Annotated in this window: 25 protein-coding genes; 11 read left to right on the plus strand and 14 right to left on the minus strand. The window is 34.5% G+C overall.

Annotation, left to right across the window (positions count from 1 at the left end):
• Positions 1-35 precede the first annotated feature (35 nt).
• From CEY12_RS22295 to rplU, 5 genes are all read right to left on the minus strand, one after another.
• Positions 36-203 carry a bacteriocin-like protein gene (locus CEY12_RS22295; protein WP_157676823.1) on the minus strand — a complete coding sequence of 56 codons (168 nt, stop codon included), beginning with the start codon at positions 201-203 and terminating at the stop codon, positions 36-38.
• Positions 204-334: 131 nt separating this feature from the next.
• Positions 335-502, minus strand: a complete 168-nt coding sequence (locus CEY12_RS22300) for a bacteriocin-like protein (RefSeq protein ID WP_157676824.1) — start codon at positions 500-502, stop codon at positions 335-337.
• Between the two features lie 34 nt (positions 503-536).
• Positions 537-701 carry a bacteriocin-like protein gene (locus CEY12_RS22305; RefSeq protein WP_157676825.1) on the minus strand — a complete coding sequence of 55 codons (165 nt, stop codon included), beginning with the start codon at positions 699-701 and terminating at the stop codon, positions 537-539.
• A gap of 187 nt (positions 702-888) precedes the next feature.
• A complete protein-coding gene (gene rpmA, locus CEY12_RS13695) occupies positions 889-1,146 on the minus strand; it encodes a 50S ribosomal protein L27 (protein WP_007842221.1) in 258 nt (85 codons plus the stop codon).
• An 18-nt stretch (positions 1,147-1,164) separates the two neighbouring features.
• Complete coding sequence (gene rplU / locus CEY12_RS13700; RefSeq protein ID WP_089028220.1) at positions 1,165-1,743, minus strand: 50S ribosomal protein L21; 579 nt, start codon at positions 1,741-1,743, stop codon at positions 1,165-1,167.
• Positions 1,744-1,925: 182 nt separating this feature from the next.
• On the opposite strand from rplU, the gene CEY12_RS13705 reads away from it, so the two are divergent.
• The 6 genes from CEY12_RS13705 (at position 1,926) to CEY12_RS13730 (ending at position 9,466) form a co-directional block, all read left to right on the plus strand.
• Entirely contained in the window at positions 1,926-2,807 is an 882-nt protein-coding gene (locus CEY12_RS13705; RefSeq protein WP_089028221.1) for a metalloprotease, read from the plus strand.
• Between the two features lie 113 nt (positions 2,808-2,920).
• Positions 2,921-4,009, plus strand: a complete 1,089-nt coding sequence (locus tag CEY12_RS13710; RefSeq protein ID WP_089028222.1) for an acyltransferase family protein — start codon at positions 2,921-2,923, stop codon at positions 4,007-4,009.
• Between the two features lie 63 nt (positions 4,010-4,072).
• Positions 4,073-4,651, plus strand: a complete 579-nt coding sequence (locus CEY12_RS13715) for a tRNA-(ms[2]io[6]A)-hydroxylase (protein ID WP_089028223.1) — start codon at positions 4,073-4,075, stop codon at positions 4,649-4,651.
• A 19-nt stretch (positions 4,652-4,670) separates the two neighbouring features.
• Positions 4,671-5,288 carry a DUF502 domain-containing protein gene (locus CEY12_RS13720; RefSeq protein ID WP_089028224.1) on the plus strand — a complete coding sequence of 206 codons (618 nt, stop codon included), beginning with the start codon at positions 4,671-4,673 and terminating at the stop codon, positions 5,286-5,288.
• Between the two features lie 90 nt (positions 5,289-5,378).
• Positions 5,379-6,755 carry a tryptophanase gene (locus CEY12_RS13725; protein ID WP_089028225.1) on the plus strand — a complete coding sequence of 459 codons (1,377 nt, stop codon included), beginning with the start codon at positions 5,379-5,381 and terminating at the stop codon, positions 6,753-6,755.
• 275 nt (positions 6,756-7,030) lie between these two features.
• On the plus strand, positions 7,031-9,466 hold the full coding sequence (locus CEY12_RS13730; protein ID WP_089029879.1) for a TonB-dependent receptor plug domain-containing protein: 2,436 nt from the start codon (positions 7,031-7,033) through the stop codon (positions 9,464-9,466).
• Between the two features lie 42 nt (positions 9,467-9,508).
• Here CEY12_RS13730 and CEY12_RS13735 read toward each other — a convergent pair whose 3' ends face one another.
• Positions 9,509-10,726, minus strand: a complete 1,218-nt coding sequence (locus tag CEY12_RS13735) for a PQQ-dependent sugar dehydrogenase (RefSeq protein WP_089028226.1) — start codon at positions 10,724-10,726, stop codon at positions 9,509-9,511.
• Between the two features lie 109 nt (positions 10,727-10,835).
• On the opposite strand from CEY12_RS13735, the gene CEY12_RS13740 reads away from it, so the two are divergent.
• From CEY12_RS13740 to uvrB, 3 genes are read left to right on the plus strand one after another with little or no spacing between them, the layout of a single operon-like run.
• Complete coding sequence (locus CEY12_RS13740; protein WP_089028227.1) at positions 10,836-11,207, plus strand: BlaI/MecI/CopY family transcriptional regulator; 372 nt, start codon at positions 10,836-10,838, stop codon at positions 11,205-11,207.
• Between the two features lie 2 nt (positions 11,208-11,209).
• Positions 11,210-12,658 carry a M56 family metallopeptidase gene (locus CEY12_RS13745; RefSeq protein WP_089028228.1) on the plus strand — a complete coding sequence of 483 codons (1,449 nt, stop codon included), beginning with the start codon at positions 11,210-11,212 and terminating at the stop codon, positions 12,656-12,658.
• A 53-nt stretch (positions 12,659-12,711) separates the two neighbouring features.
• Positions 12,712-14,703 carry an excinuclease ABC subunit UvrB gene (uvrB, locus tag CEY12_RS13750; protein ID WP_089028229.1) on the plus strand — a complete coding sequence of 664 codons (1,992 nt, stop codon included), beginning with the start codon at positions 12,712-12,714 and terminating at the stop codon, positions 14,701-14,703.
• Positions 14,704-15,128: 425 nt separating this feature from the next.
• Here the strand turns inward: uvrB and CEY12_RS13760 are convergent, their stop codons facing one another.
• From CEY12_RS13760 to CEY12_RS13790, 7 genes are all read right to left on the minus strand, one after another.
• The gene (locus CEY12_RS13760; protein WP_089028231.1) at positions 15,129-15,701 is read right to left on the minus strand and encodes an outer membrane beta-barrel protein; all 573 of its coding nucleotides are present in this window, start codon (positions 15,699-15,701) and stop codon (positions 15,129-15,131) included.
• Entirely contained in the window at positions 15,688-16,890 is a 1,203-nt protein-coding gene (locus CEY12_RS13765; RefSeq protein WP_089028232.1) for a hypothetical protein, read from the minus strand. Before CEY12_RS13765 ends, CEY12_RS13760 begins: the two co-directional genes overlap by 14 nt.
• 503 nt (positions 16,891-17,393) lie before the next feature.
• Positions 17,394-17,873 carry a cupin domain-containing protein gene (locus tag CEY12_RS13770; protein WP_089028233.1) on the minus strand — a complete coding sequence of 160 codons (480 nt, stop codon included), beginning with the start codon at positions 17,871-17,873 and terminating at the stop codon, positions 17,394-17,396.
• Positions 17,874-17,882: 9 nt separating this feature from the next.
• Positions 17,883-18,128, minus strand: coding sequence for a DUF3820 family protein (locus CEY12_RS13775; RefSeq protein WP_089029880.1), 246 nt, complete (start codon positions 18,126-18,128; stop codon positions 17,883-17,885).
• A gap of 12 nt (positions 18,129-18,140) precedes the next feature.
• Positions 18,141-19,232, minus strand: a complete 1,092-nt coding sequence (locus CEY12_RS13780; RefSeq protein ID WP_089028234.1) for an AI-2E family transporter — start codon at positions 19,230-19,232, stop codon at positions 18,141-18,143.
• Positions 19,233-19,234: 2 nt separating this feature from the next.
• The gene (locus CEY12_RS13785; RefSeq protein WP_089028235.1) at positions 19,235-19,960 is read right to left on the minus strand and encodes a beta-carotene 15,15'-monooxygenase; all 726 of its coding nucleotides are present in this window, start codon (positions 19,958-19,960) and stop codon (positions 19,235-19,237) included.
• Positions 19,961-20,031: 71 nt separating this feature from the next.
• The gene (locus CEY12_RS13790; RefSeq protein ID WP_089028236.1) at positions 20,032-20,754 is read right to left on the minus strand and encodes a hypothetical protein; all 723 of its coding nucleotides are present in this window, start codon (positions 20,752-20,754) and stop codon (positions 20,032-20,034) included.
• A 48-nt stretch (positions 20,755-20,802) separates the two neighbouring features.
• Between CEY12_RS13790 and CEY12_RS13795 the strand changes: the two genes are divergently transcribed.
• On the plus strand, positions 20,803-21,780 hold the full coding sequence (locus CEY12_RS13795) for an aminodeoxychorismate synthase component I (RefSeq protein ID WP_089028237.1): 978 nt from the start codon (positions 20,803-20,805) through the stop codon (positions 21,778-21,780).
• On the plus strand, positions 21,764-22,390 hold the full coding sequence (locus CEY12_RS13800) for an aminotransferase class IV (RefSeq protein WP_089028238.1): 627 nt from the start codon (positions 21,764-21,766) through the stop codon (positions 22,388-22,390). The genes CEY12_RS13795 and CEY12_RS13800 overlap by 17 nt, the downstream gene beginning before the upstream one ends.
• Here CEY12_RS13800 and menD read toward each other — a convergent pair.
• A complete protein-coding gene (gene menD / locus CEY12_RS13805; protein ID WP_089028239.1) occupies positions 22,387-24,063 on the minus strand; it encodes a 2-succinyl-5-enolpyruvyl-6-hydroxy-3-cyclohexene-1-carboxylic-acid synthase in 1,677 nt (558 codons plus the stop codon). The genes CEY12_RS13800 and menD overlap by 4 nt on opposite strands.
• Between the last annotated feature and the right edge of the window lie 74 nt (positions 24,064-24,137).

Consider the following 24,137-nt stretch of genomic DNA (forward strand, 5'->3'; position numbering starts at 1 on the left):
ATTGAGGCTTCATATTTTTAATTGCTGGAATCAGATTAGCATGAACATGGATCTATATCAAGAATCATATTAACGCAACGAAGCTGTTGTTGAGGAGTCCATGCGCACCATGCTATACACGTTGTCCCTGGTGAAGGGCAAATCATTAAACCTCCATCTATTGATTTCAATTCTCTTTTTGTAAGTCTTTTTAAATTTTTCATAATACATTAGTTTTAATTTATCGCCTACTCTATATGCTTTTCGGCTCTCGCATGGTTTTAGCTCATATATAAAATGACGGAAAATATAAAAAGCCCCAACGATGCTGAGGCCTATTATTTTTACATTCAAATTAGCAAGGGCAAGGATCTGGATCCATAACCATATTAGGACAACGGAGTCTTTGCTGCGGTGTCCATGAGCACCATTCCGAGCAAGTAGTTGCAGGTGCAGGACATGCCATAGCACCTCCATCGATTGATTTCAATTCTCTTTTTGTAAGTCTTTTTAGATTTTTCATAAAAATAGATTTTTTAATTTGCTACAATTTATAATTAACAGTCACATGGTGCATCGATAACAGAATTGATACAGTGAGCTTTTTGCCAGGCTGTCCATGAGCACCATTCCGCACACCAAGAAGCAGGAACCGGACATCTTTCAGCACCACCAGCTATTGATTTCAATTCTCCTTTTTTTAATTTTTTTAAATTTTTCATAATACATAGTTTTAATTTGTTGCCTACTCTATTTGCTTTTCGGCTACCGCAATGATCTATTAATTAAACGGTAACAATATAAAAATATTTCACAAAATATGGAATACCATCAAAAATTTTTACTTACATCAACAAAAAAAAGCCTCAACAAATGTTGAGGCTTTTAATTTTTTATGAAACGCTTATATTACGCGTTCGGTTCTACAGATACAAAAGATCTGTTATTTGCTTTCTTTCTGAAAACTACTTTACCGTCTACCAATGCAAACAAAGTGTGGTCTTTACCCATTCCCACGTTTTCACCTGGGTGATGTTGAGTACCTCTTTGTCTGATAATAATATTACCGGCAATAGCTTCTTGTCCACCGAAAATCTTTACACCTAATCTCTTAGAGTGAGATTCTCTACCGTTTTTGGAACTACCGACTCCTTTCTTGTGTGCCATTTTATTTGTAGATTATTATTACTTGTTAAGTGCTTTAAATTGATCAATATTCTTAACGATAGCAGCATCTACTTCTTCGTGAGTAAGAATATTTTTTTCCAATTCAACTTTAACTGCTTTTCCTAAAGTAATTAAAGTTTCTCTGTTTTCTTTAGACTGAGACAGGTTGTTTTTCTTTAAGTGATAATTCAATTCATGATCTTCACTAAAGTTAACCGTTGCGTTGTCTGAAAGAACTTCAGCTTTTTTTACAGTTTCTTTTTTAGCAGTCTTTTTTGCTCCACCTTCAAAACCAGTGATTCCTGTAATTTGAATTTGAGTTAAAGATTGTCTATGACCGTTTTTAACTTCATAACCTTTTCTTCTTTTCTTTTTGAAGATGATTACTTTATCAGCTTTAACATGGTCTAAGATCTCTGCATCTACAGTGATCCCGCTTACAGCTGGGGCGCCTACAGTGATTGTGCCGTTTACAGTAAGAAGAACTTTATCGAAAGAAACTTTTCCTCCTTTATCTCCTTTTAAACGGTGTACAAACAACTTTTGGTCTTGCTCAACTTTATATTGAAGCCCTGCTATTTCTACAATTGCAAACATTGTTTATAAATTTTTAGTTATTTCGAGGTGCAAATATAAGAATTATTTTCTAATTACCTTACAATCAAAACAATGTTTTTCTAAAAAACACTTTTTCACCACACTAGGAATAATTTTAACTATTTATGTATTAATATCTAAAAAATAATTTATACCTTCGTTTTCACCAAAAAATATTTTATATGAAAAATTTTAAATTCTGCTTTTTAGCAGGAGCTGTTGCTGTGTTATCCTTAACAGCATGTAATGACGACAAAATGGAAGACAATGTCTTACCTAATTCCCAAACAGAAAACGCTAAAATTGAACAACCCGGAGAACTGCAAAAAAGCTGTTCCTATGTAGATCAATACTGGAGTTCTACAGCCGTTCTTCTTACGGGTCTGCAAAATTCTGCCGACACTAACTTCATGAATGGACAAATGACAAAAATCGCAAGCATGTGGGGAAGAAGCAATCCTACGCTAAGATTTGTAAATGACCCATCCAATTTCAACTCAACCTACAATGCAATTTCCTACTCTAACGGAAAAATCTATTATGGATATGCAATCTACGCAGATGCTAAAAATAAAGGGGGAGACATTGTAAACGCAATGATTTTAGCTCATGAATACGGGCATCAGTTGCAATATGCTTTCAACCTACCTTCAGTGAATGAATCTACTGCCAGACCAAACGAACTGGAGGCAGATGGTTTTGCAGGATATTACCTGAGAAGACCAAATGGGTATAATAAAACCCAATTCTCTGAAATTGCTGCTGCTTACGAGTTTGCACAAAGCATTGGGGATTACCAAACATCAAGTGCTAATCACCACGGAACTCCGCCACAAAGAAGATCTGCTGTTCGTTTAGGTTTCTTATTAGGACAGTATAGTCTTTCTGCAGCCGACTTCGATTATAACTTCTTCTACTATTATCAAGGTGTTCTAAACGGAACATACAAAATGGGTAAAAACTCAAGAAATCCTGAAATTGATGCTTACATGAGTCAATATATGGATGAGTTGAGAAAAATCCAGACCGGAGAAATCTCTGCTGAAGAATACAGAAAACTGTAAACATTCATTTTTAACATATTTAGAAAAGGAGGTAAAGTTCATCTTTACCTCTTTTTATTTATCATAGATTATTACCAAAGTTTATTTATTTTTGACCCATACCATATATTATAATGAACAGGGATCTTTACATCGACTTCGCAAAAGGGCTGGCAACCCTTTCTATCATATTTATCCATACTGCGTTCTGGTCCGGACAATTTTACATACCCGCTGAAGTAAGAGTTTTTTCTCTGGTTTTTGATGTGGCCTTGTTTTACGCATTAAGCGGAATTACTTCCGGATCCAATATTGAAAAAACATTCTATCGGTTATTGAAACTGCAAATCACTTACATGATCTTTGTGACTTTTCTATTCTTCCTCGATTATTTTTTTAAGGTCTTTGGGTTGAACTTTTTTTCAATGGAGTGGTTACAGAAGTTTTACTCAACCTTTGGGTCTAAATATGCAACAACAAATATATCAACAGAACCTCAATGGCAGAATCTGGGCAATTGGTATCTTCATCAATACACCAATGCAGACACATTTCCTGTAGTCATGGGAAGCTTCTGGTATTTAAAAGTATATTTTATACTAACTGTTTTTGGGGTCCTGGTTTTACGGTTTTTTCCTAAACATATTAATTGGTTTATCGGATTATGTATTGCCTTAACCCTGATATTTAATATTTTCCCATGGTTGTATCCATCCGGACAGGTAGGTTATGTCGCATTTTATTTTGCCGTATTTTTAATTGCCAACAAGATGAAAGGCAGGAAAATCCCCTCTAAAATGATTCCCGTACTCTATGCTTTAGTGGGAATTTTATTGGTATGGATGTTCTCATATTATGGATCTGATATATTTTATAAGATCAATAAAAATAAATTTCCACCTCAGATACCTTATATAATATGGACATTGTTCTCACTTGTAACTTTGTTCGTTTTCTACAACCGCTTAAAAATCATAAAAGAAAATTTCATTACCTATATTGGTAAAAATGCAATATTCTTTTATTTCGCACAGGGAATAAGCTCTTCTCTCGTTTATTTTCTGGTTGTTAATCTGAATGAAAAGATGTCTTGGTGGATTCTGATGATCTTAATTTATATCATAAATATAATCCTGGCAACAGTGATATCAAAGGCATTAAAGAAGATAGATACTTTAGGATGGACCATTCTGGAATTTCTTCGAAGAAAAACAGCATCTTAAATAACTGAAATAAAACAAGATTTGTTATTGTAATTTAATTTAAATTTACAAAAAATTTAAAACATGTTTAAGTTGAAACTTCCTACCGATCCAAGGTGGGCAAACATTGCAGAGGAAAACATTGAAGAAATTTTAACAGACCATGCCTGGTGTGAACAAAAAGCCACAACTAATGCTATTTCTCTGATCATGATGCTTCCGGAACGTGCTGAAATTGTTACCGAACTTCTGGCTATTGCAAGAGAAGAGCTGGAGCATTTTACTCAGGTTCATGAGATTATCAAGAAAAGAGGCTATACATTTGGTCGAGCCAGAAAAGATGATTACGTCAATGAATTGGCAAAGTTTGTTGTTCAGGGTAAAAGAGAAGACCTTATTGTAGACAAAATGCTATTTGCAGCCATGATCGAAGCAAGAAGCTGCGAAAGATTTAAAGTACTTACTGACAATATTAAAGACGAAGAGCTGAAAACGTTTTACAAAGAACTGATGATTTCAGAAGCTAATCATTATACTACCTTCATTGGATTTGCCAGACAACTGGGAGATCCTGAAAAAGTAAATAAACGTTGGGAAGAGTGGCTGGAATACGAAGCAGAGATTATTAAATCTTATGGAAACAAGGAGTCTATACACGGCTAAATCATAACGAGTACAGAAGTTGAAAAAACTAACTTTCGAAAATATTGCCAATTTTTTCCTGAAAAATTTCTTTCAGGGACTTGTCATTATTGGACCTATCGGACTTACTATTTTTGTAATATGGTATATTGTTACTTCAATTGACAATATAATTCCATCTATTGCTAAAGAGATTCCGGGTTTGGTTTTTGTATCGACGATTCTGATAACTGCACTTTTAGGATATCTGGGAAATAAGTTCGTTGTCGGAAGATTCTTTTTCGACACCATGGACAGCCTTTTAGAAAAAACTCCCGGAGTAAAACATATATATACCCCAACGAAAGATGTCATGTCTTCATTTGTGGGTGATAAGAAAAAATTTAATGATCCCGTTTGGGTAAAGACCAATGAGAATCCTGAAATCTGGAGAATTGGGTTTTTAACTCAGAAAGAAATGGCAGATGTAGATAAACACAATTATGTTGCAGTTTATCTTCCTCACTCCTATGCTATTTCCGGATGGGTAATTGTTACCGAAGAAAAAAACATCAAACCTGTAGTGGGCATGTCTGCTGCTTCAGCAATGAAATTTGCTGTAAGTGGTGGAGTCGCAGGTTTTCACTCTGATGAAAATATATTTAAAGCTCCCGAGTAGTATTCTTTACTCTTTTTAAATATACTTGATGAATTGAAATTATTTTCAAACAAATTTTCTTTAAAAACAATCAAATAAAATACTTAACTCATGAATTTACCGTACGCGGAACCTTTCCGCATTAAAATGGTTGAAGAAATCCGTCAATCAACAAGAGAAGAAAGAGAACAATGGCTTAAAGATGCCAACTATAATTTATTTAATTTAAAGTCTTCGCAGGTTTTTATCGATTTATTAACCGATTCAGGAACCGGAGCAATGTCTGACAGACAATGGGGAGCATTGATGACTGGAGACGAAAGCTATGCTGGTTCCCGTTCATTTGAAGAACTTCATAATACTGTAAAAAGTATAACAGGTTTCCAATACCTTTTACCAACACACCAGGGAAGAGCTGCAGAAAACGTTTTATTTTCCGTTCTGGTAAAAGATGGTGATGTAATTCCCGGAAACTCTCACTTCGATACAACCAAAGGGCATATTGAATTCCGTAAAGCACATGCTATTGATTGTACAGTTGATGAAGCTTTTGATATCAATGATCCTCATTTATTCAAGGGAAACATCAATCTTGAAAAACTGGAAGAGGTTTATAAAAGCCATCCAAAGGAAAAAATTCCTTTTTGTTTAATTACGATCACGTGTAATTCATCAGGAGGCCAGCCGGTTTCTTTAGAAAATATGAAAGCCGTAAGAGATCTTTCCAATCAATATGGAATTCCTGTTTTCTTTGATTCAGCGAGATTTGCTGAAAATGCATACTTTATCAAAAAAAGAGAAAAAGGCCAGGAAAACAGAAGCATCAAGGAAATCTGTAAAGAAATATTTTCTTACGGAGATGGAATGACGATGAGCTCTAAAAAAGATGGACTAGTAAATATTGGAGGGTTCATTGCATTAAACAATGAAGAGGTTTTCAGAAAAGCCTCCAGCTTCACAATTATCTATGAAGGCTTCATTACTTACGGAGGTATGGCCGGAAGAGATATGGCAGCACTGGCAGTAGGATTGAATGAAGCGACAGAATTTGCTTATCTGGAAAGCAGAATTTCTCAGGTTGAATACCTTGGACATAAACTGATAGAGTATGGAATCCCAGTTCAAAAGCCAATTGGCGGCCATGCGGTTTTCATCGATTCACTTAATTTTCTCCCTAACGTTTCCCGTGAAGAATATCCGGCCCAAACATTAGGTCTTGAAATCTATAAAGAAGCAGGAATCAGAACGGTTGAAATTGGCACTCTGCTCGCGGACAGAGATCCTGAAACAAGACAGAACCGCTATCCAAAACTGGAATTAGTTCGTTTAGCGATTCCTAGAAGAACCTACACCAACAATCACATGGATTATATTGCTGCTGCGATCAAAAACGTTTACGAAAGACGTGATGAAATCGCAAAAGGTTACAAGATTACATGGGAGCCAGAGCTTTTAAGACACTTTACAGTACAGCTGGAAGAAGCATAAATTGAAAACCGGGAATTGAATCCCGGTTTTTTTATTTTTCACCGTCTTAATTTCAAATAATAAAAAATATTCGCCATAATTAACAATACAATAGATATTGTTTTTAGATTCTATAATTTTAACTTATTTTGGCTATTTAATTAAAATTTTTCATTTAATTATGCATTACATTTATTTTTCATAATACTTTTCAAAGAATAGTGATTTTTAATGATGATTTAAAAGTAAAAATCAATACTTTTGATCGAATTACCAATCACCGAAACTTGATTTATATGAAAATTAAATACTTAAGTGCCTTATTTCTTGGCACAACTGCCGCATTATATTCGCAGCAGATTAATGATACCATTTCCAAGGAAGCAAAAATTGAAGAAGTAGCCATTACCGGTAGTCGAAACAAAAAAAGAACGGTCATAGACACTCCTGTACCTATTGATGTCATTGATATCAAACAAGTAAGCCAGTCTACAGGACAAGTGGAAGTGAACCAACTTTTGCAATTTGCAGCCCCTTCTTTCAACTCTAATAAACAATCCGGTTCAGACGGAGCCGACGCCGTAGACCCGGCAACCTTAAGGGGACTAGGTCCTGATCAAACACTACTTTTATTGAACGGTAAAAGATATCACCAATCCTCACTTATTAATCTTTTTGGCACCAAAGGAAGAGGAAATACCGGGTACGATATGAATACGATTCCTATTGGCGCAATCAAAAGAGTAGAAGTTCTTCGTGATGGAGCATCTGCCCAATACGGCTCCGATGCTATTGCTGGTGTTATTAATATTATATTGAATGATAGAAATAAAGGATTTGAAGGCAATGTGTTTTCCGGAATGAATTTATTTAAAAGCCCGGGAAACAATGATGTCGTTTCAGATCATAAAATAGATGGACTTACATTTGATTTCAATGGTAATTACGGCACAAAAATAGGAACACAGGGTGGTTTTGCTAATTTTACTGCAGAATTTATTAATAAAGAATACTCCATCAGAAATGCCAATCCGGCAATCTATGATGCCCCAAGACAACGTTTTGGAGATGCCAAATCACAAAACATCTATTTTTTCGGAAATATTGAAGTCCCGCTTTCGGATAATTTGAAATTTTACTCTCATCCTGGATTCTCACACAGAAAGACAGATGCTAATGCATGGACAAGAAAAGCAGATGCCGACGGAAACGTTCCTGAAGTATATCCTAATGGCTTCAATCCAATTCAAGGAACGAGTATAACCGACTTCACTTTTGATAATGGTTTAAAATTCAAAGTTCTGGATTGGGATATTGATTTTTATAATGCTTTCGGTAATAACCGCTTCACTTATCAAATTGACAATACAATTAATGCAACTCTGGGAGCAAAATCACCAACTACCTTTAATGCCGGTGGACATTCTATCCTGCAAAATACAACAGGATTTAATGCTACAAAACAATTTAAAGTACTGGAAGGGCTTAATATTGCATTTGGATCCGAATTCAGATATGAAAAATTCGAAGTGATTAAAGGTGAAGAAGCATCTTATGCGATGTATGATATTAATGGAAATATTGTAACAGCGAGTACCCCTCAAAATCTGTTAGTGGTAAATCCATTATCTGGAAATACAAGACCTGGTGGATCACAGGGTTTCCCAGGATATTCTCAGGAAGTTAACAAAAGTAGAAACAACTTCGCAGCATATGTTGACACTGAACTTGATATTACTAAGAAATGGATGGTAAGTTTAGCGGGAAGATTTGAAAATTACAACGACTTCGGCAGTACGATCAACGGAAAGTTCGCGACAAGATATGCCATAACTCCACAATTTGCTCTTCGTGGTTCAGTTTCTACCGGGTTTAGAGCTCCTTCTTTAGCTCAAAAATATTATGCATTACAGTTTACTAATTTTCAAGGCGGTAATCTGGTAACGATCCAGTTAGCATCAAATGACAGTGATCTTGCTACAAGAGCTGGAATTTCGCAATTAAAGCAAGAGACCTCATTAAACGGAAGTGTTGGGTTTACCTTCAACACCGGAAAATTTACAGCCACTGTCGACGGATACTATATTAATGTTAAAAACAGAATTGTACTGACAGGAAACTTCGCAAGAACAGATTTACCACCAGATGTCCAGGTAGATTATCCTTACATTGACCAGGCACAGTTTTTCTCAAATGCGATAGATACAAGAACAAAAGGAGTAGATGTGATATTAAGTTATAATGAAACTTTAGGAAATGGAAAGCTCACCGCCACTTTAGCAGGAAACTACAATGAAATGGAAATCACATCTGTAAATGCTTCAGATAAATTAAAAGGTAAAGAAGATATTTATTTAAGCCCAAGAGAGCGGGCATTCATTTTAGCTTCCGCTCCTAAAACTAAAATTAACTTAAGCCTAAACTATAAAATTGCTAATTTCAATGCTAACCTACAATTAGTAAGGTTCGATAAGCTTACACTGATTGGCTATAATGGAGCAGATGATTTCCAAACCTACAATGCAAGAGTGACCACTGATTTATCATTCGGATATGATTTTTCAAAAAGTATCACCTTAACAGTTGGAAGTAAAAACCTTTTCAACAGATATCCGACGCTACAAACAGCTGCTGTTTCTGATGGAAATACGGAATCGGGAGGAATTTTTGACCCTGTACAGATGGGCTTTGCCGGAAGACAGGTCTTTGCAAGATTTAATTTTAGATTTTAAAAAACAAAAAAGGCTCCAGAGATTATCTGGAGCCTTTTTGATTTATTTCTTAGAAATCCGATATAATTTTCCACTGTCACTAATTGCATAAATATTGCCATCCATTCCATCCAATACATCCCTGAACCTCTCTTTCTGATCTGCTAAAAGACGTTCTTCACCAACCACTTTCTTATCTTTCATTACAATCCTGTTGATGTGTTCGCCACTTAGACAGCCAATGAATAAATTACCCTTCCATTCTTCTATGTTTCCGGTATAGAACATCACTCCACTCGGAGAAATTACAGGATCCCAATAATAAACAGGCTGTTCTGTACCTGCTTTCTGAGTGATCCCTTCTCCTACTTTTGCTCCCGAATATTCAATCCCATACGTAACATCACCCCATCCATAGTTTTTACCCGGCAGGATTAAATTTATCTCATCTCCTCCTCGTGGTCCCATTTCTACGTCCCAGAGATTTCCTTGTGGATCAAAAGCCAAACCTTGCGGGCTTCTTATGCCATAAGCATAAATTTCAGGTTTAAACCCAGCTTTTCCAATAAATGGATTTCCAGGGGCTGCCTTACCATCTTTTGTAATTTTAAGTATTTTGCCTAAATAATTATCTGTTTTCTGAGCATACACCCTTGTTTCTTTATCCGATCTTTCTCCGGTGCTTACGAATAAATAACCATCCTTATCAAAAGCCAATCTGCTTCCATAATGTTTATCTCCATCATAAGATGGCTCTGCACGAAAAATAACTTTTACCTCTTCAATATTTTTCAAATCTTTGGACAGCTTTCCTTTAGCAACTGAAGTTAGATTTCCTTTTCCAAATGGTTCTGAAAAACTAAAATAAATCATATTATTTGTTTTAAAATCGGGATCAAGAGCAACATCCAGCATCCCTCCCTGTCCTTTTGAGTCCACCTTAGGAAAGCCTGAAATCTTGGAAACCAATTTTCCATCCTGAGAAACAACATTCATATAACCCGATTTCTCTGTAATTAAAAATCTTCCATCCGGTAAATTGATAATCCCCCATGGCCTGTCAAATTCTTTATTTAAAACCTCAACATTGTATGGTGTTGATGTTTTTACTGCTTTAATTCTTGTTTGCCCTGCAAATGCCGGTTTATAATTAGAATTCGGTTTTTCAGTTTCTACACTGCCATCATTACTCAATTTCTGAGCATTCGCTGTATTCTTTTTACAAGAAGATAAAACTAAAAGAAAACTTAAAATGGGTACATAAAACTTTTTGACTCTCATAATATTGTGATTATTGGTTAAAAAAAAGAATGGAAAAATAATGCCATAAAAATTTGCAGGCTTAAAATTTTACTCTACATTTGTAGAACAACATATCAAAATGTAGAATATGAAAGAAATAAAATTAACAGATTCTGAAAAAGATCTCATGGAAATTATTTGGGCTAAGCAAAAAGTATTCATGAAAGATATTTTAGATCTTTATCCCGAACCGAAACCCGCCTCAACAACAATCGCAACGCTACTTAAAAGAATGCAGAATAAAGATCTGGTGGGATATACACTTTATGGAAATTCTCGCGAATACTATCCGAAGGTAGCTAAAGGAGAATATTTCAAGGAGGAAATGACCTCAATGATTGACCGTTTTTTCAACAGTTCAGTGACTCAATTTGCTTCATTTTTTACATCTAACACAAAATTGACACAGAAACAGCTGATAGAACTACGAGAAATAATCGATCAACAAATAAAAGAATAAAAATGTTTTACATTATTATTAAAATAATTCTTTGTTCTTCACTGCTTATTGCAATCTACCATTTATTGTTGGAAAAAGAAAAGATGTATGGGTTTAACAGATTCTTTTTACTGTTTTCAATCGTATTTTCCTATTCAGTTCCTTTTCTTACGATTACGACAGGAGAAGCAATCCCAACAAAAAGTCCGCAATTAATTTTTGAAGAAACAACTCAACAGGTATTATCACTATCTCCGAAACAGGAGACCTTCAACTGGACTCCTATTCTTTGGATCATCTACGGAAGCATCACCTTCTTTTTTTTGGTAAGAGCTTTACTTACTATTTTAAAAATCCAAAACATTAAAGGAAATAAACAGTACCATGAACAGTATAAAATAGTTGTAACCGAGAATAATTTTTCACCATTTACCTTTTGGAAAACAATCTATCTGGGGAAAAACTATTTAATCAATGGACAAATAGATTCAAGAATATTATTGCACGAGAAAGCCCATTTGGATCAAAAACATAGCTGGGATTTATTATTTATCGAGATATGCAAGGCGATAACATGGTTTAATCCTGCCATCTATTTTTATAAAAGAGCAGTTATTACCAATCATGAATTCTTAGCTGATGAATGTGTTTTGGAAAATAATTTTAATGTTAAGGAATATCAAAACCTGATACTTACTGAGATCATTGGCACTCAAAAACTTGAATTTACACACTCATTTAATTTTAACAATACCAAAAAACGATTTATTATGATGAACACGAAAAGGTCTAAATTTATTGGGCTAAAGAAAGCTGTAAGCATCCCAATATTAGTAACAGCATTTGCCCTGTTTGTACAAAAAACTTACGCAAACAATCCCCTTTCAAATAACGATCCCACAGCAAATACTGCTAAAGAGGCCGGAGCATCTCTTTTTACAGGAACATTGCAAAAAATGGTTTCAGAAAAGAAAAAAATATTCGATCAAAAAGCAGTTTTTGATACGGTCCACCCTACAAAAAAAATGACCGCTAAAAAACCAAAAAAAAATGACAAGCCCCTTCCCCCACCTCCGCCACCAATCGAAGACAGAAAGGCAAGAAATATAAATAACCAACAAAACACCAATGTTCCAGCTCCTCCCCCTCCATCATCTTCTTTTGTTCAGGCAAAATTTCCTCAAGGAAATGATGAATTAAGAAACAGGGTTTCACAAAATTTCGATGGAAGTGTTTTTAAAGGAAACGAAGGACTCGTGAAATCCACAGCATATATTTCAATTAAAGCAGATGGTACAGTCGATAAAATAACAACCAGCGGTGATAATAAAGTTTTTAACAATGAAATCTACAGAACCCTGAAATCTGTCACCGAAAATGTTAAATGGGAGCCAGCTACAGACAATGGACAACCCACGGCGACTGTTTTCAAACTTCCAATGACGATGTCATTTGAAAACGGAAAAAAATGATAATAATTACAAGAGTCCTAAAAAGGACTCTTTTTATTTCATAAATTTGATGTATGAATTTCAATCTTCACTCAGAATACAAACCAACCGGAGATCAGCCACAAGCTATTGAAAAACTTACCGAAGGAATTGAAATCGGTGAGAAATATCAGACTTTGCTTGGGGTTACCGGATCGGGAAAAACATTTACGATAGCCAATGTTGTAAACAATATTCAGAGGCCAACACTGGTTCTAGCCCACAATAAAACTTTGGCGGCACAGCTCTTCATGGAGTTTAAAGAGTTTTTCCCTGACAACGCTGTTGAGTATTTTGTAAGTTATTATGATTATTACCAACCAGAAGCATATATTGCCACTACAGGAACTTATATTGAGAAAGATCTGAGCATCAATGAAGAAGTGGAAAAATTACGTCTTTCTGCAACTGCAAGTTTGCTTTCCGGAAGAAGAGATGTATTAATTGTTGCTTCTGTTTCATGCATCTATGGTATTGGAAACCCTACTGAATTTCACAAATCACTTATCTCGATTGGAATTGGAGAAAAAGTGACCCGGACAGCCCTTCTACATTCTCTTGTCAGTGCTTTATACGCAAGAACGCTCAATGAGTTTCAAAGAGGAACCTTCAGGGTGAAAGGAGATGTTATTGATGTTTTCCCTGCATATGCAGACGACGCTGTAAGAATCCAGTTTTTTGGTGATGAGATTGAAAAAATTCAAAGTTTCGATCCTGTTACGGGAAATGTTACTTCTAATTTTGAACAAATCCAGATCTATCCTGCCAATCTTTTCGTTACCTCAAAGGAAACCTTAAACGGAGCGATTAGAAACATCCAGGATGACATGGTAAAACAGGTAGACTTTTTCAGTTCGGTTGACAAACCCCTGGAAGCAAAAAGACTGCAGGAAAGAACAGAGCTCGATCTTGAAATGATCAAAGAATTGGGCTATTGTTCAGGAATTGAAAATTATTCAAGATATCTTGATGGGAGACAGCCTGGCTCACGCCCTTTCTGCCTGATTGATTATTTTCCTAAAGACTTTCTCATGGTCATTGACGAAAGCCATGTAACAGTTCCTCAGGTTCACGCGATGTATGGTGGTGACAGAAGTAGAAAAGAAGCCCTTGTAGAATACGGTTTCCGTTTACCGGCCGCAATGGATAACAGGCCTTTGAAATTTGCTGAATTTGAAACGATGCAGAATCAGGTGATCTATGTTTCCGCAACTCCCGCAGATTATGAATTAGAAAAAACAGGAGGAGCTTATATTGAACAAATCATTCGACCTACAGGACTTTTAGATCCCATAATTGAAGTGAGACCATCATTAAATCAGATTGATGATCTTATGGAAGAAATCCATAAGAGAGCTGCTGATGATGAAAGAGTCTTAGTGACTACCTTAACTAAAAAAATGGCAGAAGAACTCACGAAATATTTTACAAAATTTGGAATCAGAACAAGATACATCCATTCGGATGTTGAAACTCTGGAGCGTATTCAAATTATGCAAGATTTAAGGCTTGGCGTTTTTGATGTTTTAATCGGTGTAAACCTCTTGAGAGAAGGATTGGATTTACCCGAAGTTTCATTGGTTGCCATTTTAGATGCTGACAAAGAAGGAATGCTAAGAAGCAGAAGATCAATGATTCAGACGGTTGGGCGTGCTGCGAGAAACATTAATGGTAAGGCCATCCTGTATGCGGATAAGATGACAAAATCAATGCAGGCCACCATCGATGAAACAGAATACCGCCGTGCAAAACAGATGCAGCATAATACAGATAATGGTTTGGTTCCAACTGCTTTAAATAAAAAGATCTCGGAAAATCTGGTGGGCCGAAGCAAAGACTTTCCCGATTCAAAATATACCCAAAAAGAAATCATACAAAAAGTTGCTGAAACAAAAGCAAATTACGCTACAGAAGACATCGAAAAGATGATTGAACAAAAGCAAAAAGAAATGGAAGCCGCTGCGAAAAATCTTGATTTCATAAAAGCAGCAAAACTGCGTGATGAAATCGCAGGTTTGAAAAATTAAATGCAGCAAGAATGGAAACAATCATCATTATATGCGGAATATATTCTTTAATACTTGGTGTGTTTCATCTATTTTTTTGGAAATTTTTTAATTGGAAGAAAGATTTGATTAAACTCTCCCCCGTTAACAGGGGAATTATGCAAATCTTAAATATTCAGATGATTTTCGTTTTCTTCGCGACTGGACTATTATGCCTTTATTTTAATAAAGAAATAATAGAAACAAGCTTGGGCAGATGGTTTCTTTTAGCCAATTCTGGATTCTGGGCTTTAAGAATAATTAATCGGTTTCTCTTTTTAAGAATCAACGATTACAGAGTTCACCTTTTAACGTTTGCTTTCTTTATTGGATGTATTCTCTTTTTAATTCCCGTAATGTATTGAAATAAAAAATTGGCAGTATTTTTTGATACCGCCATCTCTTTCTTAGTTGAAGAAATAAGTTAGCCCAATTCTGTAAACATCTCTGCGCGCTTGATAATAAGTTAGTGCTAATTGGTCAAATTGTTTAGTAAATCCTTTCGAGAAATTTCCTTCTACAAGAAAACGTTTAGAGATTTTATAATCCAATCCAATATCACCACTTATTCCAAATCTTCTGCGAAAAAAATAAAGATTATTATATTGTTCATCTGGAATATAATTTAATTTAGGCCCTGCCAGAAATGAAAAATTCTTATAAAAATTATACTTAAAATAGAGAGGTAACTCTATAAAAGTAACAGATTCGGTGTAAGAAATAATTGAAGAGACCTGTATATAAAATTTTTGAGAAATTTGTTTTTCCAATATAACTCCAACATAAGCTTCGTCAATTATATCACTTGTATATCCCGAAGAATTTCCATTTTCATCAATGGCATTAACACTAGAATAATTCCAGCCTGCTTTTACTCCAAACCTTACTGGATATCTTTGCGAATAAATAACAATTGACAACAACAAAAATAGAATATTGAGGGATTTCCCCTCAATATTCAGACTATTAATATACTTCATTTTGATACGAATTTCCCTCCTGTTTGTGCACACTAAAGAACTCATCTTGTTTTACTGAAATATCTCCTATGATATAACTTCTTTCCTTAATTTTCTTCCTCCTTTTTTCTTTACCGGTTAATGGCTCATTCCCAAAATCAGTACATTGTACCGGAATAGACGTTTTCCCATAATATCCGGTAAAAATAGTAGCTCTGAATCTTTTCCATTTACCTTTTTTCTTACCAAAAGATTTTGTAAAGGTCTTCATGAGGGTGGTTCCAGAAGTATTTGGAAATTTAGCATCTTTCAGTTTGTGTTTCCATAATATTCTTCTTTCAGAACTAAATAAGTGCTGTCCTTTATTTTTCACGCCGTCGCGACAACTTACGGATTGTGACGATGAAGGATTTGTCACAGTAATAGTATAGTTTATCTCTCTAAATGGTTTTAATCCTCCAACTACCTGATCTTTCGTTGCCCCTCCTATATTTATCGGCTGCTGGGTTGGATTGCTGATAGTATTTAGCGCAGTTAATACTGCAATTGTTGTATTCACATTTGTAATAGGAAAGCTTACATATCCCCAATCATATCTTTTATATAAAGTATATCCACTTTTACAATCCCCAACTATAAACTCAGAGCCCAAGCTTAATAAAGCCCTTTCAGTTTCATCATCAATATAATATTCATCTGGCGACGTGTCTAAGTTCCACATTCCATCTCCTTGCTGAGCTATCCAGGCATTATCCAATCCTAATATATGCTGTCTTAAAGAACAAAAATCCAATTCTCTTTCAAAATCTACTAAAGGCTTATTTTCATCAAATGAAATAGATTCTGCATAATCATCAGCTTCAACATCTGTCATGTTTATTGTCTGTTGATCAAAGTCATCATTATATCCTTCAATTTTCTTATCCAGTAAAAGAATAGCCTCTTCATAGCTTTTAAGAGTAGGAAAAATTAAAATATTGTTCTTACATGTTGTGGAAACACCATTATCAAGATAAACCGAATTTACGCCAGAGATCATTGAGCTCTCAACTTTAGAATCAAAATAATCACAAGGAGAATCTTTTGAGCTCCTTTTTAATAAAGATTTATCAAGAGTTTTACCGTTATCCCTTTCTAAATCAGAAGAGCAAGAATAAAATAACGAACCTGCAATAAAGCTCATTACAATCATTAAATAATTTTTTTTCATATAAATGTTTTCAAGCAATATATAGACAAAAAAACATTTAAAACAAGACCAACTCACTGAATCATACTTAATTAAAACATAAAACTCTCATTCAAGTGATAAAATACGTTTTACTTTCAAAATCCAAGAATAATATAAATTTATATGATATCATTTAAATAGACAAAAAGAACATTTGCAATCATTTTATCGTTTAATTTAATGCTTATTATATATTCCCGACTTCAAACAAGTGCTCCCTTACTTTTATTGAATCATTGTATGTAAATATGAAAACCAAAGATTGAAATCAAAAAATCAATATATTTTAAACACAAAAAAGCTGCTTAAAATTTAGGCAGCTTTATAACAATATTCTTTAATTTTTATTGATCTTTATTTTATGACAGATAATTTATTTTTTTCAAATCTATACTTACATTTGAAAAGTAGCGAAATTTGTGATCATAGCATTAAAAAATTAGTGCACCCGCACATTCCTTCATAAACATTTACTTAATAACTTAATGCGTAAATTCTTCGATTACTTCTTTCAAACTGGGATATTCTTGTAATAACACATCTCTATCTGCCAATTCGAAGTCTAAAAAATCAAATCCGGGAGCAACAGTACAGCTCACTAATGAATATCCATTACCTCCTAAAATTTTAGCCCCAAACCATAAATTCGCTTCAATTTTTAACTGAGGAACCTCTCCGTTTTCTAAAGAATTTCCTAATAAGACGGTATGCAATTCTCCATTTTTAATAAAGACAATCTCCAAAGGCTCTCCCTGGTGAAAAAACCACAATTCATCAGACTTGATTCGATGAAAAGATGACTTTTTTTTATTTTCCAGCAAATAATAAATAGCAGTGCTTACATTCCTTACCTCACCTCCTTCTAAAGCCAACGTCTGCTCACTCCTGTAAGTTTCTTTAAAATAGCCTCCTTCTGGATGTGGCTCCAATTTCAAAATATCAACTAGCTTTTTATAATCCATCTGTTTATATTAAAATTTATGAACTTTATTTTTAGGTGCTCCATATACCTGTCTAATGGGTGTAAGTAAATCCATTAAACCATTTAATTTGATTTCATATATGGTAGAAAGCTGCATTCCCAATTTTCCCTTTGGCATTCCCTGTCTGTAAAACCATTCGAGATAACTTATTGGCAAATCAGCCAGTATTGTTCCTTCATACTTTCCAAAAGGCATCTTTACAACACAAATCTCCTTTAATATTTCTGAGTTTATTCCTTCCACAATTTATACTATTAAATCAATTTTATTTTCTACATCGTCATCATCATCCGGTAATTTCAGGTCAGGATGCGTTTCAGTATCTGAAAATTCATTTCTATACACCTGAACAAGCAATAGGGTCAGCGAGATCAAAATAGGCCCGAAAATCAATCCCATAAAACCAAAAAGGTTCATCCCCATAATAATACCGAATACCGTATTAAGAGGATGGATATCTTCCAGTTTTTTCAATAAAGTAAAACGAAGTAAATTATCCGTCAACCCAACTACAACAAGGCAATAGGCAGCCAGTCCAAGACCAGGTCCTGTATCTCCAACCGCTATCATATAAATACATACGGGAACATAAACGATGGCAGCGCCCACAACAGGAATCATAGATCCTGCAGCAGTCAGCGCAAAAAGTAAAACAGGACTTGGTGCACCAAAAACAAAATACCCAATTAACGCTACAACACCTTGCCCGATTGCTACAACAGGAATTCCTATTGCATTGGCTATAATCAGCTTTCTCATTTTATCCCCGATCAAAGAGACGTTAGCTCTTTTTAGCGGAGCAGATGATGTAAGTATTTTTTCAAATAATCTCGGTTTTTCAAGCATAAAGTAAAGAATGAAATACATGGACATGATCACAGTGAGGGTATTAAAAGTCCCGCTTAATGCAATCGTAGAGATTTTTCCTACCGAACCTTTTACCTTATCCATATTCTCTTTACTTAGGATATCAAATCCAAATTTAGTATCAATATAGGTATGTATTTTTTCTAAAAATATATTGAACTTTGCCATATATGCCTGTGCATTCCCCAGCTTGTCTATCAAAAGATCGGCAATAAAATAAATCGGCAAAATCAGAATAACCAAACTAGCCAACATTAAAACAAATGACGCCAGCCAAGGTTTCCAATTTTTAACTTCCTGCAGATAAAAATTATACTTGCGGCATACTACATAAATTGTAATTGCACCCAATACTGAAGGAATGAAAAGTGCCAGGTTAAAACAAATCAGTCCTGCCAACACCAAAATAATAACAAGCAGGAAAACCTGCTTTATTGCAACACCGCTTATTTGTTTTTCTTTATTTATCATAATTATTTAAACATTATTTGCCTTGGTTTTCCCAAGAAAGCACAATAGGCAGAATACATAACCACCATAATAAATGGGGCTGTTATAATAAGACCGATCCCACAAAGCACTACACCCGCTACCGATATTAAAATTCCGACAAGAGTAGTCCCAAGGAAAATCCCGTAATTCTCTTTTGCAATATTGAAAGATTTCCCAAGAGCTTCCGTGGCAGAAGCATTTTCAAACAGCAGAATTGGATATCCCAGAAGTAACAAAGGATAAACAAAGAAAAATGGCAAAAAGCAAATAGAAAGAGCTACACTGGATATAACCCCAGATAATAAACTGTAAATCAATATATTTACAAAATTCTGACGATATCCGATAAATAGATCTGAAAATTCAATTGGATTCTTCGTATTGTATTTATTTACAATGAAGATCAGGCCTACATATAGAGGCGCCAGAAGAATACCTAATAATCCAGACAGAGTAAGATACAAGGAAAACCCGGGAGCATTCCAATAGCTGAATCCACTTCCTGCATCTCTCATTTCTTCTACCATAGATGCAGAATTAAAACCTGAGACTGACTGAATAACAATCCCCCCGATAATGTATATTATCATTGCAACAATAGCATAAAGGAAAACCCCTTTATACATTTCGAAAGCATGCGAAATAATTGAGCCCGTATCTCTATTGGGAACGGAGCCTTGCTGATCAAATTCGTCGAATCCAGACATTGTTTAGTTTTTTTAATGTTTTACCAAATTTAATTTTTTTTGATAAAAAAAGCATTAAACAAAGCTAAATTTTAATTTTTTTCCGAAAAAACAGTCTTATACAGTGAATATATAATAGCATTCCAAAATGGAAAAGTAAACAACCCGCCTACCAGAAATAAAGCAAATCCCACATATCTGAATATAAATGCAACGATAACGCAGACCATTATTTCTACAAAATACATCTTCAGAGCCTTAAAGTTCAAAGTAATCGCTTCAAAAATTCTTTTATCCGTAAAAAACATCAATGGAGCTACAAAAACAGTAACAAGAACCCAAACAATACCAAGGATAATGGTTTGCGCAGTAAGTAGATAAACAAAAAACCAAAACAGGAAATAGCTGACATATTTGAAGAAATTAATCCCATTATATCCGACGAACAAGTCTCCAATTTCAATTTTCTCATTAAGATCCATCTTTCTGAAAATCTGAAAAAGCCCAAGGTTTAAAGGATAAAGAAAAACAATTGTTCCCAATATAGCATAGCTGAAATTCTGATATTCTTTGGTTGCACTTATAGCTGCCACTTTTTCCATGTAAGCTTTAGTTCCTAACTTAAAAGCTTCCGCCAGTTCCTGATTTTGCTCCCAGATCCCAAATCTTGAAGCGAAGAAAAACATTCCTGTAAAAAATATCGCAAAGTAAATGATGGAAAACATCAGTTGAAAAATAAGAGTTTTATTCCAGTAGAAAAATGCCTGCTTCAATATAAAATCAATTCCCGGTTTCTGAGGATATTTGTTCTCCATGTAAAAATATTTTGTGCAAAAGTAAACATCAATAAGTACTTTTGTCGAATGTTTTCAGTGAATCATCAAAAATTTATCAAAATGGACGAGCTTTCCCTCGAGAAGACGCCCTTTTTTTTCATCATCGACTTCCTTTGTGAGAATGTTGAAATATACCTCGAAAATGAAATTGAAAAATCAGGCTTATTAATTGATTTTCAATCATTTTCAACATCAAAAACAAACAACAAACTCACTAAAAAAATTGAATGGAAATCTTATCCCGAAACTTTACAAAGCTTCAAAACAGGATTTGACAAAGTTCAGAAAAATATTCACCGTGGAGATTCTTATTTAGTTAATTATACTAGAAAAACTAAAATAGAAACAAATTTATCCTTAGAAGAGATATTTCTTCACTCTGATGCGAAATATAAAGTTTTTTATAAAGATTTTTTCGTATTTTTTTCTCCAGAAACTTTCGTAAAGATCATTGACGATAAAATTTCTACATATCCAATGAAAGGAACGATTGATGCTTCAGTAGAAAATGCAAAGGAAACCCTGAAGAATGATAAAAAAGAAAAAGCGGAGCATTATACCGTCGTGGATTTACTGCGAAATGATCTTAGCATGGTATCAGATGATGTGACTGTAGATCAGTTTCAACATATCGATCTTATTAAGACCCAGCAGAAGGACCTCTATGCCATGAGTTCTGAAATTGTTGGAAATATAAAACCTGAGTTTAAAGGGAAAATAGGAAGTATTATGAAAAAACTACTTCCTGCAGGTTCTATTTTAGGGGCACCAAAGCTAAAAACCCTGGAAATCATTCTGGAGGCCGAGGCATATCAAAGAGGATATTATACCGGCGTTTGTGGCTGGTTTGATGGTAAAAATGTTGACAGTTGTGTTATGATCCGTTTTATTGAAAAGGATAATGACACTTTATATTTCAAAAGCGGAGGCGGAATTACGCATATGAGCAAATTAGAAGATGAGTATCAGGAAATGAAAAACAAAATTTATGTTCCAATTTATTGAAAGCATTAAAGTAGAAGATCAGGAAATCTTCTTATTGGACCTTCATCAAAAAAGAGTAAACGAGACATTTGCCCATTTTGGAAAAGAGGGATCTATCGATCTGTCTAAACTGTTTAAAAATCTTGACCATGATGAAGATGGTCTTTTCAAGCTGAGAATTGCTTATGATCTGGATAAAAAAGTCAGAACAAAAATGATTCCCTACGCTATTCCGGAAATACAGGATTTTCAATTGGTGGAAAACAATACATTCGATTATTCCTTCAAATTTGAGGACCGTAAAGAGCTGGACAAAATGAAAATGAAGTCTAAAGCTGAAGAAATCATTATCGTAAAAAATAACCATATTACAGACACCTCATTTTCCAATCTTCTATTTATGAAGGGGAAAGAATGGTACACCCCAACAACCTATCTTTTGAATGGTGTTCAGAGACAGAATCTTTTGAAGAAAAAGAAAATAAAAGAGATGGAAATCACTTTGCAAAACATTAAACAATTTTCTCATTTTCAATTGATCAATGCTTTGAATGACTTCGACGACATGTTTATATACCCTATTGACAGGATCAACAATTTACCCGGCAATGAAGAATATTTGGAAATTTAACTTTCCTGCATGAATTCGAAATAACCTTTTAACACATCTGCACTATTCGTCCCATGCGTATTGATTTCCAATATCTTAGGCTGATTATCCGGTTTAAAGAAATTATCTAGCACCCGATCCAGTGTCATATCATCTTCTACTTTAGTGTATGAGAACCCAAAATGTTTAGCCAGATGCTCTGCATTTTTGTGATGTTTCGTAGCGATAAATTCATCAAGCGTATTAGGGTTTGCATTACCTGGTCCTGGAATAATTTTAAAAATGTTTCCTTCTCCATTATTAAAAATGATAATTCTAACAAATGGTGGAATATATTGATTCCAAAGCCCATTAATATCGTAGAAAAAGCTTAAATCCCCTGTAATTAATAAGGTCGGATTAGCGTTTTTTATAGCAAATCCCATTGCTGTAGAAGTGGATCCGTCTATTCCGCTTGTTCCTCTGTTGCAATACATTTTTCTTTTTCCAAAATCAAAGAGCTGTGCGTATCTTATTCCTGAACTATTACTGAAATGAATGTTATAATTTTCAGGTACTGTCTGAGAAGCCTTATTGAAAAAATAAAAATCAGAAAACTCAACAAGATTCAAAAATTTTTCATGTTTAGCGTCTTTTTTATCTCTAAGAACATCCCACAGGTTATAATAAGGTCTTGGTTCAAGGTTGATAAATTTCAATAACCTTGAGAAGAAAATTTCAGGTTTTACTTCGATCTTTTCAGTTAAAGAAAAATACGTATCCGGTTGCCAAACTTCGTCCAAATGCCAATGCTGTTTCGGACGAGCTTTTCTAAGGAATTGTTTTACTTTTTTTGAAACTACATTTTGCCCCACCGTAATCAATAAGTCTGGAGCATACTTTTTATAATCTTCCTCTGTAAAGTTGAAAATATAACGATCTATAAACCGGAAGAATTTTTCATGATATACGTTGGAATTAGCTTCACTTAAAACTACAGCAGTATGATTCTTAACCAGCTGTGACAATTGGTTTTCAAGCTCAGGAATATAATCCTTTGTCCCCACCAAAATTAAAATACGTTGTGACGTATTCCAGTCTGCAACTAAATTGGAAGGAATTTCATATTCTTTCTTCTTTATTGTTTTTTCAACAATTGGAAAAGTAGGCAGCTCAGAAACCAAATCATAAAGAGGTTCTTCAAGAGGAATATTAATATGTACAGGCCCTTGTTTTTCAAAACAAAGTTCGATTGCTTTTTTAATTGTCTCAAAATTAATATCCTCAGCATTTTCTTCCTTATCTTCTAAAAGTTGGAAATCTCCATAAGAATGCTGATGAAAAACATCCTTTTGCCTGATGGTCTGTCCATCAAAAATATCCACGAAATCCACTGGCCTGTCAGCAGTTAACACCAAAAGGGGAACATTCTGATAAAAAGCTTCTGTTATAGCAGGATAATAGTTCACCGTCGCAGAACCGCTAGTACAAGTAATGGCAACAGGCTTCTTTTCACTTTTTGCCATTCCTAATGCTACAAAAGCAGCACTTCTTTCATCTACAATACTAAAACAGTTAAAATGATCTATTTCTGAAAAATGAATTGCAATGGGTGCATTTCTTGATCCGGGAGAAATGACAACATCTGAAATCCCGTACTGCTGAAGAAGATTTGCAAGTATCTGAATGCTTCTTTTAGAAGAATATTTTTTCATATCACAAATGTAGTTCATAAATACTTAATTGTAAAATCATTTAATTTAAAAAAGACGTAATTTAGCGCCACGTT

This window comes from Chryseobacterium sp. T16E-39 (genome assembly GCF_002216065.1).
Classification (GTDB): Bacteria; Bacteroidota; Bacteroidia; order Flavobacteriales; family Weeksellaceae; genus Chryseobacterium.

What these genes read in the sequence shown, in the direction of transcription:
- uvrB (WP_089028229.1), top strand. Translation starts at nt 12,712, where the DNA reads ATGAATTTCAATCTTCACTCAGAATACAAACCAACCGGAGATCAGCCA.
- CEY12_RS13745 (WP_089028228.1), top strand. Translation starts at nt 11,210, where the DNA reads ATGTTTTACATTATTATTAAAATAATTCTTTGTTCTTCACTGCTTATT.
- CEY12_RS22300 (WP_157676824.1), bottom strand. Translation starts at nt 502, where the DNA reads ATGAAAAATCTAAAAAGACTTACAAAAAGAGAATTGAAATCAATCGAT.
- CEY12_RS22305 (WP_157676825.1), bottom strand. Translation starts at nt 701, where the DNA reads ATGAAAAATTTAAAAAAATTAAAAAAAGGAGAATTGAAATCAATAGCT.
- CEY12_RS13730 (WP_089029879.1), top strand. Translation starts at nt 7,031, where the DNA reads ATGAAAATTAAATACTTAAGTGCCTTATTTCTTGGCACAACTGCCGCA.
- CEY12_RS13800 (WP_089028238.1), top strand. Translation starts at nt 21,764, where the DNA reads ATGTTCCAATTTATTGAAAGCATTAAAGTAGAAGATCAGGAAATCTTC.
- CEY12_RS13790 (WP_089028236.1), bottom strand. Translation starts at nt 20,754, where the DNA reads ATGGAGAACAAATATCCTCAGAAACCGGGAATTGATTTTATATTGAAG.
- CEY12_RS13715 (WP_089028223.1), top strand. Translation starts at nt 4,073, where the DNA reads ATGTTTAAGTTGAAACTTCCTACCGATCCAAGGTGGGCAAACATTGCA.
- CEY12_RS13705 (WP_089028221.1), top strand. Translation starts at nt 1,926, where the DNA reads ATGAAAAATTTTAAATTCTGCTTTTTAGCAGGAGCTGTTGCTGTGTTA.
- CEY12_RS13765 (WP_089028232.1), bottom strand. Translation starts at nt 16,890, where the DNA reads ATGAAAAAAAATTATTTAATGATTGTAATGAGCTTTATTGCAGGTTCG.
- CEY12_RS13740 (WP_089028227.1), top strand. Translation starts at nt 10,836, where the DNA reads ATGAAAGAAATAAAATTAACAGATTCTGAAAAAGATCTCATGGAAATT.
- CEY12_RS22295 (WP_157676823.1), bottom strand. Translation starts at nt 203, where the DNA reads ATGAAAAATTTAAAAAGACTTACAAAAAGAGAATTGAAATCAATAGAT.
- CEY12_RS13780 (WP_089028234.1), bottom strand. Translation starts at nt 19,232, where the DNA reads ATGATAAATAAAGAAAAACAAATAAGCGGTGTTGCAATAAAGCAGGTT.
- CEY12_RS13785 (WP_089028235.1), bottom strand. Translation starts at nt 19,960, where the DNA reads ATGTCTGGATTCGACGAATTTGATCAGCAAGGCTCCGTTCCCAATAGA.
- rplU (WP_089028220.1), bottom strand. Translation starts at nt 1,743, where the DNA reads ATGTTTGCAATTGTAGAAATAGCAGGGCTTCAATATAAAGTTGAGCAA.
- CEY12_RS13725 (WP_089028225.1), top strand. Translation starts at nt 5,379, where the DNA reads ATGAATTTACCGTACGCGGAACCTTTCCGCATTAAAATGGTTGAAGAA.
- CEY12_RS13795 (WP_089028237.1), top strand. Translation starts at nt 20,803, where the DNA reads ATGTTTTCAGTGAATCATCAAAAATTTATCAAAATGGACGAGCTTTCC.
- rpmA (WP_007842221.1), bottom strand. Translation starts at nt 1,146, where the DNA reads ATGGCACACAAGAAAGGAGTCGGTAGTTCCAAAAACGGTAGAGAATCT.
- menD (WP_089028239.1), bottom strand. Translation starts at nt 24,063, where the DNA reads ATGAAAAAATATTCTTCTAAAAGAAGCATTCAGATACTTGCAAATCTT.
- CEY12_RS13760 (WP_089028231.1), bottom strand. Translation starts at nt 15,701, where the DNA reads ATGAAGTATATTAATAGTCTGAATATTGAGGGGAAATCCCTCAATATT.
- CEY12_RS13770 (WP_089028233.1), bottom strand. Translation starts at nt 17,873, where the DNA reads ATGGATTATAAAAAGCTAGTTGATATTTTGAAATTGGAGCCACATCCA.
- CEY12_RS13735 (WP_089028226.1), bottom strand. Translation starts at nt 10,726, where the DNA reads ATGAGAGTCAAAAAGTTTTATGTACCCATTTTAAGTTTTCTTTTAGTT.
- CEY12_RS13710 (WP_089028222.1), top strand. Translation starts at nt 2,921, where the DNA reads ATGAACAGGGATCTTTACATCGACTTCGCAAAAGGGCTGGCAACCCTT.